General features: G+C 70.5%; 17 protein-coding genes. 1 reads left to right on the top strand and 16 read right to left on the bottom strand.

Annotated features, from left to right (window positions below; genetic code table 11):
- Nucleotides 1-11: 11 nt before the first annotated feature.
- The 14 genes from ACF08F_RS11655 to ACF08F_RS11590 all read right to left on the bottom strand — a co-directional run bounded on the left by ACF08F_RS11655 (nucleotide 12) and on the right by ACF08F_RS11590 (nucleotide 12364).
- Nucleotides 12-275 (bottom strand): hypothetical protein, encoded by a 264-nt coding sequence (locus ACF08F_RS11655; protein WP_392298317.1) that lies wholly within the window; start codon nucleotides 273-275, stop codon nucleotides 12-14.
- A complete protein-coding gene (locus ACF08F_RS11650) occupies nucleotides 262-495 on the bottom strand; it encodes a hypothetical protein (RefSeq protein WP_392298316.1) in 234 nt (77 codons plus the stop codon). Before ACF08F_RS11650 ends, ACF08F_RS11655 begins: the two co-directional genes overlap by 14 nt.
- A gap of 90 nt (nucleotides 496-585) precedes the next feature.
- A complete protein-coding gene (locus tag ACF08F_RS11645; RefSeq protein WP_392298315.1) occupies nucleotides 586-1509 on the bottom strand; it encodes a peptidoglycan-binding protein in 924 nt (307 codons plus the stop codon).
- Nucleotides 1510-1589: 80 nt separating this feature from the next.
- Entirely contained in the window at nucleotides 1590-2006 is a 417-nt protein-coding gene (locus tag ACF08F_RS11640; protein WP_392298314.1) for an ATP-binding protein, read from the bottom strand.
- Nucleotides 2007-2037: 31 nt separating this feature from the next.
- Nucleotides 2038-2679 (bottom strand): hypothetical protein, encoded by a 642-nt coding sequence (locus ACF08F_RS11635; RefSeq protein ID WP_392298313.1) that lies wholly within the window; start codon nucleotides 2677-2679, stop codon nucleotides 2038-2040.
- Nucleotides 2679-3791: a hypothetical protein gene (locus tag ACF08F_RS11630; RefSeq protein WP_392298312.1), complete on the bottom strand. Its 1113-nt coding sequence runs from the start codon at nucleotides 3789-3791 to the stop codon at nucleotides 2679-2681. The genes ACF08F_RS11635 and ACF08F_RS11630 overlap by 1 nt, the downstream gene beginning before the upstream one ends.
- Before the next feature lie 12 nt (nucleotides 3792-3803).
- On the bottom strand, nucleotides 3804-4940 hold the full coding sequence (locus ACF08F_RS11625) for a hypothetical protein (protein ID WP_392298311.1): 1137 nt from the start codon (nucleotides 4938-4940) through the stop codon (nucleotides 3804-3806).
- 32 nt (nucleotides 4941-4972) lie between these two features.
- Nucleotides 4973-6163 (bottom strand): hypothetical protein, encoded by a 1191-nt coding sequence (locus ACF08F_RS11620; RefSeq protein WP_392298310.1) that lies wholly within the window; start codon nucleotides 6161-6163, stop codon nucleotides 4973-4975.
- A gap of 70 nt (nucleotides 6164-6233) precedes the next feature.
- On the bottom strand, nucleotides 6234-7421 hold the full coding sequence (locus tag ACF08F_RS11615) for a hypothetical protein (RefSeq protein WP_392298309.1): 1188 nt from the start codon (nucleotides 7419-7421) through the stop codon (nucleotides 6234-6236).
- A gap of 125 nt (nucleotides 7422-7546) precedes the next feature.
- Nucleotides 7547-8479: a phage distal tail protein gene (locus tag ACF08F_RS11610; RefSeq protein WP_392298308.1), complete on the bottom strand. Its 933-nt coding sequence runs from the start codon at nucleotides 8477-8479 to the stop codon at nucleotides 7547-7549.
- A 40-nt stretch (nucleotides 8480-8519) separates the two neighbouring features.
- Nucleotides 8520-9782, bottom strand: a complete 1263-nt coding sequence (locus tag ACF08F_RS11605; RefSeq protein ID WP_392298307.1) for a tape-measure protein — start codon at nucleotides 9780-9782, stop codon at nucleotides 8520-8522.
- On the bottom strand, nucleotides 9779-10987 hold the full coding sequence (locus ACF08F_RS11600; RefSeq protein ID WP_392298306.1) for a phage tail protein: 1209 nt from the start codon (nucleotides 10985-10987) through the stop codon (nucleotides 9779-9781). Before ACF08F_RS11600 ends, ACF08F_RS11605 begins: the two co-directional genes overlap by 4 nt.
- Before the next feature lie 30 nt (nucleotides 10988-11017).
- The gene (locus ACF08F_RS11595; RefSeq protein WP_392298305.1) at nucleotides 11018-12058 is read right to left on the bottom strand and encodes a hypothetical protein; all 1041 of its coding nucleotides are present in this window, start codon (nucleotides 12056-12058) and stop codon (nucleotides 11018-11020) included.
- Nucleotides 12059-12151: 93 nt separating this feature from the next.
- Nucleotides 12152-12364 carry a hypothetical protein gene (locus tag ACF08F_RS11590; protein ID WP_392298304.1) on the bottom strand — a complete coding sequence of 71 codons (213 nt, stop codon included), beginning with the start codon at nucleotides 12362-12364 and terminating at the stop codon, nucleotides 12152-12154.
- Nucleotides 12365-12670: 306 nt separating this feature from the next.
- Here ACF08F_RS11590 and ACF08F_RS11585 point away from each other — a divergent pair, with 306 nt between their 5' ends.
- Nucleotides 12671-13471 carry a hypothetical protein gene (locus ACF08F_RS11585; RefSeq protein ID WP_392298303.1) on the top strand — a complete coding sequence of 267 codons (801 nt, stop codon included), beginning with the start codon at nucleotides 12671-12673 and terminating at the stop codon, nucleotides 13469-13471.
- A gap of 43 nt (nucleotides 13472-13514) precedes the next feature.
- Here the strand turns inward: ACF08F_RS11585 and ACF08F_RS11580 are convergent, their stop codons facing one another.
- Complete coding sequence (locus ACF08F_RS11580) at nucleotides 13515-13700, bottom strand: hypothetical protein (RefSeq protein ID WP_392298302.1); 186 nt, start codon at nucleotides 13698-13700, stop codon at nucleotides 13515-13517.
- A gap of 230 nt (nucleotides 13701-13930) precedes the next feature.
- Nucleotides 13931-14221 carry a hypothetical protein gene (locus ACF08F_RS11575; protein ID WP_392298301.1) on the bottom strand — a complete coding sequence of 97 codons (291 nt, stop codon included), beginning with the start codon at nucleotides 14219-14221 and terminating at the stop codon, nucleotides 13931-13933.
- Between the last annotated feature and the right edge of the window lie 46 nt (nucleotides 14222-14267).

Here is a 14267-nt window from a genome sequence, read left to right as displayed (position 1 = left end):
ACCCGGCCGCGTCAGCGGCCGGCCATCTCCCAGACCGCGACGAGCACGCCGGCGCTCGCGGTGAGGGCGGCGATGCTGGCCAGCGGCCAGCGGGCCCGCTCCAGGGCGTCGAGCCGGGCCTCGTGGTCGGCCAGCTGCTTGTCGGTCTGGTCGCTGCGCTGCACGAGCAGGGCGAGCGAGCCGTCGACGCGGGCGAAGCCGGCCTCCAGGGTGCCGCGGAGCCGTTCCAGTTCGAGGGCGACGGCCACCGGGTCGTTCGGGTCAGGCTCGGTCATCGGCACCGCCCGGGGAGCTGCGCAGCCAGGACGGCAGCAGGTTCTGCACCAGGTCGAGGGCCATCACCCGGGCCAGCCCGCCGGCGACGGCGAGCGCCCCCGCGACCCAGGGGAGGGTCTCGGGGACGCCGGAGGCGTCGACGATCGCGGGGAGCACGACGGCGATGCCGACGGCGGACTGGAGGACGGTGCGGGCCGTGCGCTTGGCGGCATCGGACATCGGGGTCTCCTCTCGTACGGGGTGTTCCGTGGACGTGTACGGGCTACGTGCCGTACGGCTACGTGCCGTACGGGCCACGTGCCGTACGGGCTACTTGGTGTACGGGACCTTCAGCGCGTTCCAGGAGGCGGCGCCGGGGATGCCGTCGGCGTCGGAGCCGCGGAAGCCGAGCTTGTGCTGCCACTTGGCGTAGCTGCGCCGGTCGGCCTCGCTCCAGCGGGGGCCGGGGCCGACTCCGTACGCGGAACAGCCCTCGGCGACGAGGCGGCGGCCCATCGCGGTGATGATCGGGGAGCTCGTCTCCTTGCGGAAGAACGAGGTGCCCGGGAAGGGCTGGAGGCGGGGCGGTGCGGGCTTGCCGCTCGCCGGGTTGCCCGGGGCGGGCGTCTTGGCCGGGGCCTTGCCGAGGCGGGCCTGGACGCGGTCGCGCATCGTCGGCATCCCGAAGCCCTTGGGGTCGCTCTTCCAGTCGGACCACTCCAGGTGGCCGATGACGGAGCGGGCGCCCCAGCCGTGGGCGCGGCAGAGCGCGGCGGAGACCCGCTCGATCGCGTCGAGCTGGGCGGCGGGCCAGGGGTCGGTGCCGTTGCCGAGGTTGATGCACTCGAAGCCGTAGAAGCGGGAGTTGCCGTCGACGGCGTTGGAGCTGCCCTGGTGTTCGCGCGGGGCGGGCGGCCGGTCGCCGTAGGTCTCGGTGGCGACGGCCTGGAGGACGGACGGGTCGCCGCCGCCGGCGTGGTTCGCGCGGCCGTTGGCGACGAGGTGGACGGAGCCGTCCTTGGCGATGACGCCGTGGCACAGCGGTCCGGGCAGGCCCTCGTAGCCGTTGAAGCAGAGCTCGACGGAGGAGGCGGTGCCGGTGGAGACGGTGTGGTGGATCATCACGCCGGTGACGGGGCCCCAGGCACCGGTGTGATTGCGGTTGTGGGTGCGCCAGCCGGGGTGTTCGACGACATGGACGCCTTCGGCGCGGAGCGCGGCGAGCAGCCGGTCCGCGGAGAGGGGAGTGGCCATCTGGTGTTCCTCCGGACATGAAGAAGGCCCGCACTCGGGCGGGCTTGCGTACGGGTGGGGCGGGGTGACCGGGGCGGTCGCTACGGGGCGGGCTCCGGCTGCGGTTCCGGCTGCGGTTCCGGCTCGGGCGGCCGGGTGGCCGGGTCCCAGACGGCGCAGAGGGCGGAGTACGACGCCCGGCGCGTCTCGAAGTCGGCGAGCGCCGCGGCGACGGCGCTCTGTACGGCGGTCGGGTCGGGCACGACCGGGTTGCGGTTGGTCGGGTTGACCACGACCGTGCCGTAGCCGCGCAGCGAGGCGCCGCTCTGGCCGTTCTCGTTGACCTGGGCGCTGACGTAGACGGCCGGGTACTCGCCCGTGATCGGGTCGAGTTCCAGAGGGCCGCCGAAGGTGTTGTCGTAGAGCCGGACGGCGACCGTGTGGCCGTCCTCGGTGACGGTGCCGCGGCCCGCGTAGTCGATGGCCAGGCCCCAGGGGTGGGTCGGGTCGGGGGTCATGGGTGACTCCTGTCCAGGGTGGTGGGGTGGGTCAGGTCTGCTTGCCGTGCATCAGGACCGGCTGCGCGTAGACGGTGCCGGCGGTGGTGATGATGGCCTGGATGTCGACCGTCAGGTCCCTGCCGAAGTTGGTCTGCATGTCGTTGGTGACCGGGCCGCTGTGGTCGAAGGTGGAGCCGGCGGCGATGGTCGAACCGAACTGGACGCCGTTGACCATCACCCGCACCTGGCCGGCCGCACCGCTGGAGACCCTGGTGAGGGCCTTGAGCCGCATGTGGGGCTGCCAGATCGGGTTGACGGACGTGGCGATCGTGGTCCAGGCGGTCGAGGTGGTGGACGCCCAGTTCCCGAGGTTCACGATGTCCTGCGGAGGCAGCATCGGCAGCCAGGGGCGGGCGAGACCGCCGGTCAGGATGTCGTCCGAGAGGATCTCGTGGCCGTAGGCGTCGCTGATCCGCAGCACCGGCTTGGTGCCCCCGGGGCCGCTGGTGTTGATCTGGGCGACCGTGACGGCCGTGTTCGGGTCCTCGGGGTCGGACTGCCGCTTCATGGTCAGCGAGCCGTTGACGATCTCGGTCAGCGGCGGGCGGGTGTTCACGGCCGTGGACAGGGCCTGGATCCGGCGTTCCATCTGGATCAGCCGGTCGATGATGTCCTCGGGCAGCAGTGCCATCAGGCCTCCTCAAGGGCGAGTTCGGCGGTGTCGGGGCGGCCTCGCTCGGCCGGCCGCACCTTGACGCCGACGATGCGGAAGCGGGCGTCGAGGCCCGTCGGGTGCCATTCGTCGGTGATGCGGATGCGGGCGGTGCGGCCCAGGAGCGCCGGGGGCACGATCCCCCCGAGCCGGATGCTGATCTCGGGGATCTGGGCCGATCCCGACGCCTCCTCGACGGCGGCCTTGGCCAGCGAGTTCAGCGTGGCCTTGTCGCTGATGTCGTTGTGGTCCGACGAGAGGTCGAGCGGGGGCCAGTCGCCGTCGAGCTTGTCCGGCTTCATGAGCTCGGACAGGGTGGGCCGGGACTCGGCGGCGGCGTTGCTGTTCGTGGAGGCGCCGCGGGCCAGGGCCTCGGTGCCACCGCGTGTGGCGTCGTCCGAGAAGGTGTACGAGAGGATCGCGCCCGGCCGGTCGAAGATCATGTCGGTGGCGCCGGTACGGATCTTGGGCGACCCGAGCCGCAGCTGGCGCATCCGCTTGCCGTCGCCCGGGTCGCGGTAGACCAGGATCTGGTACTCGAAGCCGTCGACCTGGGCGCCGAGCTGGTCGAGCGCCTCCTGGTAGACGGTCTCGTCGCCGTGCCGCCACGAGGCCGTCCGCAGGACCCCGGACTTCTCCTCCCAGTCACCGGGGTCGATGCTGCTGGCGCGCAGGCCGACCGAGAGCTTCGACCACAGGTGGCGGGCGATGTCGAACTGGTCGGTCGGCTGGGTGAACAGGGTCTTGAAGTCGTCCGTACGGATGCGGCGCCGGGTCGCGTACGAGTCGAAGGTGGCGGCCTGGACGCTCAGGGTCAGGACGCCCCGGTCGCTGCCCTGGAGGTTGGTGGTCCAGACGATGCCGCCCCACCACAGGTCTCCGCCGCGCTCCAGGTAGACCGTCGTGCGGCCCGGCCGGATCTTGCGGACCCGGTCGGCGATGGCGCGGTTGGGGATCGGGACGGTGCCGGACAGGGAGCCGGCCCGGCCGATGTAGTCGTCGAAGGAGACGTCCCGCAGCGGCAGGATGTCCAGGGTCTGGTCGGAGGTCAGGTCGCAGAAGATGGCCCGGTAGGGCGTGTCGAGTGCCATGGGACAGCCCCCTTACAGGACGTAGGTCGCGGAGATGCGCACGTGCCGGCCGGCGGTGAGGAGACCGTTGGAGGACCAGGTGCGGAGGTTGACCTGTCCGTTGGTCCAGACGTTGGCGCCGCCGTTGCCGATGCCGTCGCAGGCGGAGGCCTCGAAGTCGATGGCGGGGCGCCATCCGGCGGGCAGGGTGCACAGCGGTTCGTCCATGATGTGGCCGGTGTTGCTGGACACGATGTCGGCGCCGTTGCGGGTGACGGTGATCAGGACGTTCGCGATGCCCCGGGTGCGCCGGCCGGCGAAGGCCACGACCGTCCAGCCGGCCAGCGGCGTCGCGCCGCTCGTGGTGGTCTCCACCTCGACCGGCGGCTGGTAGTTGGCCCACGAGCTGCCGTTCCAGCGCTGGAGGGTGCCGTTGTTCTCGCGGAACTGGCCCGGGTAGCTGCCGACCGAGAGCGCCCCGTGGGGGGCGACGCCGCCGATCTCCTTCGGGTAGGCGACCCAGCCGTTGCCGTCCCAGCGCTGGAGGTAGTGGGCGTTGTCGTTGTCCTGGTACTGGCCCGGGTAGGAGCCGGGGACACCGGCGTTGTTGTAGACGGGCAGGATGCCGCCCACGCCGACGACCGTGGTGCGCAGGTCGGTCATCGCCCCGCCCACCCAGTCGATGCCGCCGGTGCCGGCCGAGGCCCCGGCCTTCACCTTGACCGAGAAGAGGACGAGGGAGGCCGCGGGCGCGGCCGGGGGTTCCGGCTGCGCCTTCGGCTGGCCCTTGATCACTTCCAGGGCGGCCTCGCTCCGGGTGAGGCTGTCGAACTCGTCGTCGTACACGCGCAGGACGACGAGGTCGATGCGCGGGTGGAGCGGGTCGCCGTCCCCGAAGGTGAGGACGGTGTCCGCGTCGAGGGTGACGGGGTACGCGCCCTGGGCGTTGGTGCCCTGGACGACGGCCCGCCCGGCGTAGACGGTCGCGGTCATCGGGCCGCTGGAGCTCATCCAGAGTCCGCCGACCCGGTACTTGCCGTCGACCGTGCCGGGCAGGACCCCGGAGCGCGAGGCGAGCGGGTTGACCGGGGTGGTGGCTCCGTGGGCGGTGAGGCGGGTGGTGACACGGGTCTGTCCGGTCGGCGCGAGCCAGCCGCTGCGCAGTGCCATGGTGTTCTCCTGTCGGGTGGGTGGATCCGGGGCTACGGCAGCGGGTCGACCTTGATGAACGTGTTGTCGAAGCCGGCCTTGAGGTTGGTGGTGTTGGCGATGATCCGGAAGAAGGCCGTGAACGTGTACGTCTGGCCCGCGAGCAGGCCCGTGAAGCGGCGCGTGGTCGACGCCGAGACGAGGTGCGGGCTGGCCGCGATCGTCGCGTACTCGTCGTCGAGGTCGCCGACGACCGTGGTGTCCCTGGTGAGCTTGAGCGCCATGAACGCGTAGTGGTCGGCGCTGTTCGACTTCATGCGGGCGCCGAAGCTGACGGCGATGGTCCGCGAGGGCGGGGCGACGAAGCTGAGCGTGAGCGGGTTCGTGGCGCGCCCCAGGAGCGTCGAGGTCCAGGTGGTCGACGTGGTGTCGCCGTAGTCGGTGTTGTCGACGAGGTACGGGCCCTGCACGACCGGGACCCACGCGGAACCGTCCCAGCGCTGGAGCTTGCCGTTCGTCGAGTCGCGGTACTGGCCGATGTAGCTCGCCGGAGTGGCGGAGGCGGAGGACGGGAGGATGCCGCCGAGCGCCTGCGGGTACGACACCCAGGCGCCGCCGTCCCAGCGCTGGAGCGCGCCGCCCGCGTCCTGGTACTGGCCCGGGTAGGCACCCGGCAGGACCGGTCCCTCGACGGGGAGGATGCCGCCGAGGGAGACGACCGGGGTGCGCAGGTCCTTGAGCGCGGTGTTCCAGGGGATGCCGCCGTTGCCCGCGCTGGCGCCGGCCGGGACCAGCACCTCGTACAGCGGGAGGCAGCGCGCCGGGACGAGCGGGACCTTCGGGTTCTGCTCCGCGGCGCCCTGGATGACCTCGACCTTCGCGGAGTTGGTCGTCGAGGAGTCGTAGAGGCCGTCGTAGATCCGCAGGACGATCAGGTCGATGCGGTTGTACTGGGCGTTGCCCGGCGCGAGGGTGACGACCGTGGAGGTCGGCATCGTCACCGGGTAGGCGCCCTGGGAGATCTCGCCCTGGATGACGGCCCGGCCCTCGGAGACGGTGGCGGACATGGCGGCGGAGCCGAAGGTCCAGAAGCCGGCCATCCGGTGCAGGCCTTCGTACGAGCCGGGCAGGATGCCGGAGCGGACCTGGACGGGGTTGGTCATGGTGGTGACGCCGACCTGGGTGAGCCGGGTGTCCTCGCGGGTCTGGCCGATCTCGGCGACCCAGCTGCTGCGCAGGTTCATGGGGTTTCTCCGTTCGAGGAGTCGAGGAGGGAGCGGGGGAGGGGCGGGACGGGGGGACGATCCGGTGCGGTCAGGACCTGATCCACTCGGCCGAGAGGTTGCAGGCGTAGCCGCCGGCGCCGAGGGTCCTGATCGGGGCGTTGTACGTCTGGTACCCGGCGATCTGGACCGTGTTGCCGGCGGTGAGCTTGATGAGCCCCTGGCCGCCGACGACGACGGGGCCGCCGCCCGCGGGTATGAGCCAGGTCATCCGGGGGACGCCGACACCTCCGACGACGACCCGGGCGCCGCGCATGCCGGTGAAGGAGTCGCTGGTCCAGGCGACGTGGCCGGAGACGCGCCACCAGCCGGTGCGCGGCACGGTGAAGGTGTTGGTCCCGTTCCAGCCGTTGAAGTCGTCGATGTCGACGGTCTGGAGGGTGATCGGGGTCCACTCGTTCTGCGGGACGGTCTGGTGTGCCGTCTGCGAGGCGCTGAACAGGATCGTCGCCTTGCCCTCGGCGTACTGCCAGGCCGTGCCGTCCCAGCGCTGGAGGACTCCGGCGTTGTCGCGGAACTGGCCGGTGTAGGAGCCGGTCGTCACCGTGCCGTGCGGCGCGATGCCGCCGATGGGCTTCGGGTACGAGACCCAGGTCGTGCCGTCCCAGCGCTGGAGCAGCCCGGACACGTCCCGGTACTGGCCGACGTAGGCGCCCTTGAAGCCGCTCGCGGGCAGGATGCCGCCGAGGGCGACGACCCCCCAGTGCTGGGTGGTGACCGCGGTGGCCCACGGCACGCCGCCGGTGCCGGCCGAGGTGCCCTTCGGCACGCGCACCGTGTAGAGCGGGATCGTGCTGCCGTTGCCGCTCGCGGGGGCGACCGGGGTGGCGCTCGGCTCGCCCTTGACCAGGCGGACCACGGCCTCGGTGGCGCCGCCCTGGTCGTAGCCGGCGTCCACGACGGCCAGCTCGATCAGGTCGATCCGGTCGTACTGCGGGTCGCCGTCCCCGAGCGTGAAGCTCTCCGGGGCGGTGACCGCGACGAGGTAGGCGCCCTGGGCGGTGTCCCTGCCCTGGATGATCGCGCGGCCGGTGCCGACGGCGCACTGCATGGGGGTGGTGCCGGTCAGGACGAAGCCGCCGGGCACGATGCCCGACCGCGAGCGCAGCGGGGTCTCCTCGGCGCTCTGGCCGCTGGGGGTGAGCAGGGCGGCGAGGGTCAGACGGGTGTCCTCGCGGGTCTGGCCGGTGGGCTGGAGCCAAGCGGCACGTACGGTCATGGGGTCACCTCTCCGAAAGGGTCGGGGCGGTCGGGGTGGAGGCACGGCTCGGGGCCGTGCGGTGCCCACGCGGTGGCGTGGGCACCGCACGGCGGGCGCCTTCGGGGTTCACACGGAGGCGGCGGTCACCATTCGGCGCTGCGCCAGCGCACCGTCATCTGTGACTGCTCGGTGCCCTCTTCGGGCCGGAACGACAGGTCGGTGCGGCCGGGCTCCAGCACGAACAGCTCCTCCGGGGTGGAGTCGGCCATCGCGGTGTGCAGGCGGGAGGCCGAGTTGTTGAGCATGACCGTGCCCGCGCGCGTGTCGACGGTGAGCTCGTCGCCGGCGGCCAGGTCGATCGCGTACCGCAGGCGGCGCCGGGTGATCCGCTCGGTGACGGTCGGCATGGAGCAGGGGCCGCGGAAGACGATCACCGGGTGGGCGGGGGCCGAACCGGTGTTCTCGGCGACGGCGTCACCCGTGCTCTTCGCCTTGCCCCAGTCGAGCGGCCACTTCAGACCGTCCGGCACCCAGCTCAGACCGGACTCGGGCTGCGGGGGAGTGGTCGTGGCCACCTGCTCGTTGACGGAGTACCGGCGCGGGTCGGAGGCCAGCCACTGGACCGACATGCGCGAGCTGCCCTGGGTGGCGAAGCCCTGGTCGGCGGGGACCACGCGCTGCGCGATCCGGGCGCGGACGGCGAGCAGCTCACCGTGCAGCCGCACGGTGAGCCACCGCTCCTCGTCGAGGAGTGCCAGCGCCTGCCGCAGCGCGCGGAGGGCACTGGCCGTGCCGCCGTACTCCGGCATCAGCACGATCGTGCCGCCGACCTTGCGCGGCTTGGCGAAGCGGGAGCCGGGCCAGGCACCGTGGGAGGTCGGCCGGTCGGCGTCGGAGGAGTCGTACTCGGGCAGGTCCTCCCAGCCCGACAGGCCGGACTTGTCGACGTTGAACGGAGTGCCGGGCCCGATGAGGAGCCCGGCCCACTGCATCTGCCCGTCCTGGGTGATGAGCGAGCCGGGCGCGAGGTCGGCGGTGTAGGAGTTTGCGGCGTACGGGGTCGTGGTCTCGGCCATGGGGCCGTCACCTCACTTGGGATGGGGTCGGCGGTGGGCGTCAGCGGGCGGCGGTCGCGAGGAAGAGCAGGTCCTCCGCGGTCGACCGGGGGCCGGCGCCGGGCTCCTCGTGGAAGTCCCGGACGCGGTGCGGCTGCGGGAGCGGCTCCGTGAGGGCCGGGACACGACGGTTCTCCAGCTGGGAGAGCGAGTCGATGCGGTAGTCCTCGGCGCTGCCGGGGGAGACGATGCCGCCCTCGGCGAGCATCGGGATCTTGTCGAGCTCGACGCCGAACTTCTTGTCGGTGAGCGGGATTTCGAAGCTCAGCTTGTTGAGTCCGTCGATGATCCAGTTGACGAAGGCGATCAGGCCGTTGACCGGCCCCTTGACGACGCCGACCACGGCGCTCAGCGCGCCCTTGATCAGTTCGCCGATGCCGCCCAGGGCCTTGCTCACCGCATCCTTGGCGGTCCGGAAGAAGCCGGGGATCTTGTCGGTGATCCAGTCGACGACCGGCCGTACGGCGCTCTTGATGCCGCCGATGGTGCGGGAGGCGATGCCGCTCAGCGCGTTCCAGGCGGAACGGACGGCGGAACCGACCCTGGAGACCCCGCCGATGGCCGATCCGACGACCTTGAGACCGGTCTTGAAGACGGTCAGGTACGCCTTGAAGTAGGTGCTCACGGCCTCGCCGAGGAGCTTCATGAACGGCTGGATGAACTTCCAGACCGCCTGGAAGCCCTTCAGCGCCTGCTGGAACACCTGCTTCATGATCCGCTGGCCGGTCTCGGAGTTGAGCGCCAGTTCGATGAGGTACGCCGCGATGGGCACGATCAGGCCGATGACGAAGCCGATGGGGTTGGCCCGCATGGCGACGTTGATGCCGGTCATGGCGATGGAGGCGATGGTCATGACGGTGCCGAAGGTGCCCATCAGGCCGGTGATGACGTCCGTGATGGGCAGCAGCGGCAGAAGGATGCCGAGGATCACGCCGGCGCCGGTGCCGATCTTCCCGGCGGCGGTACGGGCCTTGCGGGCGGCGTCGCCCATCCGCTTGATCCTGGGGGGCGCGGTGGACTGCTTGATCCTGGTGACGGCGGTGGCGGCGCCGGAGGCGTTCTGGCCGAGGGTGCGCAGGGTGGTTCCGGCGTTACGGGTGGCGGTGGCGAGGCCGCCGATGCCGCCGGCCGCCTGCCGGACGTTGCCCGAGAACCGCCGCAGCGAGCCGCCCGCGTCGCCGAGTCCCCGCCTCAGATCGGTGATCCTCGGGGCGACGCCCCGGAAGGGGTTCGGCATGGGGCCGCCGATGGCCACGGCACTCATGCGCGTGCTCCACGCGCCTTCACGAGGTACATGAGCGCGTCGGCGGTCGCGTGCGGGTCACTGTTCCGGGCGGCGTGGTAGTGCTCGATGTGCAGCCCGGGGCCGGCGGCCGCGCCCTGGTTGCCCGGGGACATGCGGGCGCGCCGCGCGGTCTGGGCGAGCAGCCGGTCCAGCTTGGAGAGCGGGAGGACGGCCTCGGCCTCGCCGGCCTCGGCGAGGATCGCCGGGACACCGCCGGTGCGGGGCATGACGACACCACCGGTGGCGAGCATCGGGATGTTCGGGATGTTGACGCCGAAGGTCTTGCCGCCGACGACGGGGACCCAGCCGGGGACGCTGACCTTCACGCGGTTGAGGCTGCTGATCATCGAGTTGATCAGGCCGATGACGGCGTTGATCGGGCCCTTCACGCCGCTCTTGATGCCGTCGAACGCCCGGGACGCGATGTCCTTGAGGCCGTTCCACACGGACGACATCTTGTCCTTGACGGCGGTGAACGCCTTCGGGATCGCCGACTTGATCCAGTCGACGACCGGCACGATGACGGCCTTGACGCCCTTCCAGACCGCGCTGACGACCGACTTGATCGCGTTCATCACCGTGGTGATGACCGTCTTCCAGATCTTCACGTAGGTCTTGATGACGGTCGCGACGGCCTTGACGACGGTGGAGATGGCCTTCTTGATGCCGTTCCAGACCGTCTTGATCAGGTCGCCGGCCTTCTTCATGATCGGCCCGATGGCCTTCATGACGGAGCTGATGACGCTCTTGATGGCGCTGAACGCCTTCTTCATGACCGTCTGCATGGTCTTCGAGCGCAGCGCCATCTCGACGATCGTCTCGATGAGCGGCATGAAGAGTTCGAGCAGGCGGACCAGGAAGTTGCCCTTCATCGACCGGTTGAGCTTGTCCTGGCCCTTGGCGGCCTTGCCGGCGCCCTGTTCGTACCGGCCGAGCTTTCCTCCGGCCGACTGGGCGGTGTCGCCGGCCTTCTTCATGGCGCGCTCGGCCTGCTCCGAGGCGGTCTTCAGGTTCTTGAGCTGGGTGGTGGAGCCCTGGGCGTTCGTACGGAGCGTCTTGAGCTGACCGGCCGCCGACTTCCCGGCGTCACCGATCTTCTTGACCGAGGTGCCCGCGCCGGAGGCCTGCGTCTTGATGGCGCGCAGGGAGTCGGACGCCTTCTTGAGGGAACTGACGAGAGACATGGAAGAACCTCCTTTCGAGGTGTGGTGGGGTCAGCTGCGGGCGATGACCGCTTCGGCCTGCGAGGCCGCGGCCTTGAGTTCGTCGAACGCCTTCTTCACGGCGTCCCCTGCCTTGGCGAGCCGCTCGGCCTCCGTCGCGGCGCTCGCGAGGCCACGGGCCTTGGGCAGCTTCTTCGGGTCGAACGTGTCCTGGGCCGTGCCGAGCTTGCCGATGGCCGTGGCGAGGGTCTCGATGTCCGTCGGCTTCGCGGCGTCGGTCGCCTTGGTGACCGCCTCGACGCCGGCGGCCAGCTTGTCGAGCTGAGCCTTGCTCTTCATCTTGGCGACGGCCTTGTTGAAGTTGATGATCCGGCGGTTGATGTCGCCGAGGGCCCGCTTGAGCGCGTCGAAGGTCGCCGGATCCGGCGGGTTGGTGAGGGTCACGCCCGCGAGGTTCCCTCCCTCGCGGTTCCTGACGTCCTCTGCACGCTGGAGCTTGGGGAACCGGCTGTCGGGCTCCATCGCGATGATTTTGTCGCGAAGATAGGGGCCGAGCTTGGGGACCCAGCCGAGCAGGACGTTGAAGAGAAGCTTCTGCAGGCCGCGCTGGAAGGTCTTGAAGTTGGTCAGGAACATGATGGCGATCACGGCGCCGAGCATGGGGATGAACAGGCCGGCGATCGCCGAGTAGAGCCAGGCCTTCCAGCCCTTGTTCTCCTCGTAGTTCTTCTCGACCGCGGCGGCGAAACCGTCAAGCCCCATGGCCTCGAGGTACTCCGTCACCGGCTCCTTCTGGAGCTCCTCGTACATGTCCGCGAACCGCTTGACGAAGTCGAACGGCAGCATCGCGTCCGTGACGACCCTGGGCGCCTCGGCGATGAGGGCTTCCTTGAGCTTGGAGATCCCCTCGATGGTCTGTGGCTTCTCCAGCTTCTCCTCGTCCAGCTTCGACCCGTCGGGATTCTTCGCCCCGGGCAGCTGGTCCATCGGGTCCTTGGCATAGGTCACCGTGACCTTGGCGGTGCCCTTGATGAGGCTGTCGTGGAGCTCGGTGAGCTGCCTTTGGAGTTCGGCGTTCGTTACTTCTGCCATGGATTGCTCCGCTTCCGGCCCGTGAGGGCCAAGCGCCGAAAAGCCCCCGCCGGTTCCGGCAGGGGCTCGTTCGTCTGGGGCAGCGGGAGGCGGCTAGGCGTCCTCGTCCCGGCGGATGCCGCGGCGCGACGTCGCGAGGGCGTCGTTCCAGCCCGCCGCGTACGCGACGGTCTCGCAGCGGGAGAACTCGGCGTACAGGCTGCCGAGCAACGCTCTCTTGTCGAGAGCCGTGGGTCCGTCGAGGAGCTGGCGGAGGCGGTCCTGAAGCGGGATGTGCGGTCGCGATGCCTCGGCCTGCTGAGTCATGGACGCCTGCCTTCCGGTTGCTTGCCCGTGCGTGTGTGGCGGCGCCGCGGAGTTGAGGAGCGGGGGCACCACGTGTTCGAACTTCTGTGCGAACAGAGTGTGGAACATCTGTTCGATGTTTGTCGAGCGGGAAACGCTCGACGGCGTGTCGTTTGGCTGGTTCCCCGAACAGGCCGGTGGCCGAATCAGAGCTTCTGTTCGACCGGGTAACCTGGAGGACGCGTTCCTCGGGCCTGACCACTTGGAGGGGCGAGGGGCGCGAGGGGCGCGCGGGGACCCCAGGGGGCTGGAAGGCAGTACTGACGCATGGACACGGAGCCGGGCGCGGGCCGGCGGGAGCAAGTCGTCGACTGGCTTGCCAACCACCCCGATCTGCCCCACCTCTTCGCGTATCTTTCCGAGCTCGTGCACGTCCACGGGTACGCCCCCGAGGATCTCGTCGTGATTCCCCGGAGCGAGATGGACCGTCGCGAGACGACCGCCTTCACCTCGGGCTGGGCCGAGGCCGTGTCGGACGAACTCCCGCGTATACGACGGGAGTACGAGCGGCGCGTGGCGGACGCCTACGCCCAGGGGCAGGGTGACGCGCGGGGAATCCGCCGCCCCCAGCGCCGTACGGACGTGAGTCAGGAGGGCGCCCGGGTCATCGCGCTGCCCTTCGCCCGTCTCCTCGAACCACCTGCCGCCGTCGTCGAGGCCGAGGGCCGGGTCCGCAGAGAGCGTGAACTGTTCGAGCAGAGAACCGAGTTGAAGCCCGAGCCCGCCACTCCCTCGCTCGTTCCTGATCCCGAACCCGAGCCCGAGCACCAGAAGGAGTCGGGTCCGGAGTCCGAGCCGGACGTCCTCGTCACCGCCCAGGAGAGCCGTTCCCGCAGGAACGTACAGCCGGTTCGGAAGGTCGTCCGTGGCAAGGGCGGACGCCCGATCGTCCCGCCGCTGGCCGGCGTGCCCGTGCAGGCGACGACCGGCGGCGAGCGCCGGGCCACCGAGTCCACTGGCGCGGAGACGCGTGGGGGCAAGCGCCGACTGTCCGAACGGGCCCGCGCCCTGGAGGAGGAAATGACCTCCGAGCGAGCACAGGAAGCGCCCCCGGAGTCCGCTCCCTGACGGGAACGGACTCCGGGGGCAGCGGGGGCGTGACGCTTCGGCTTCAGCCGAAGAACCGGGCGAGCCCTTCGGGGGAGATCGCGGGGGTCTCCGCCTCGGGGGACCGCTCGTCCTGTCCTGCGGTCTCCTCGTCCTCGTCCTTGGTGCCCGGGCGGGGTACGGGCTTCGGCGGATCCGGCTGGTCGCTGTCCTCGGATCCGTTGACGCACTGGAACATCCAGTTCGACACGGCCAGATGGTCCACCGTCGCCGCGAGGAGGTGGTCGGTGATCGACCACTCGGCGGCCTCGCCGTTGAGCTCGCGCTGGAGGGCGCAGTCCCGCGGCAGGTGCTTGATCAGCGCGAGTACCCGCCTGCTGGAGAGCTCCTCGCGGTGCCAGTCGAGGATGTCGACCCCGTAGTAGCGGAGGAGGTCCGCCTCAAGGGCCTCGGCGTGTTCGTCAATGAACTCGACGAGGCTCAGTCTTCCCCCAGGCCGAGCCCGGTCTCCTTGCCGTAGGCCTCCAGGATGGCGGCGATGTCCTGCATGGTGATGTCGTGCTGCTCGAAGCGGTTGAACTGCTCCTCACCCATCAGGAGTGCGAGCAGGCCGTCCACGTCGTTGTCGTCGAGCTTGCGCAGCGCCTTGGCGTTGCTGCGGCTGAGCTCCGTCGGAAGGGTGTAGGTCTCGCCGTCCAGCTCGAAGGACCACTTGCGGCCGTGGGCCTCCTGGCGCTGGGCGCGGGCGGCGTTGACGTCGAAACGGGCCATGGGATGCGTACTCCTTGGTCGGGTGAAGAGAAGAGGAGAGGGGTGG

Origin of the sequence: Streptomyces sp. NPDC015130 (assembly GCF_043080005.1) — a bacterium.
Lineage (GTDB): Bacteria > Actinomycetota > Actinomycetes > Streptomycetales > Streptomycetaceae > Streptomyces.
This window is presented reverse-complemented; position numbering and strand designations above follow the sequence as displayed.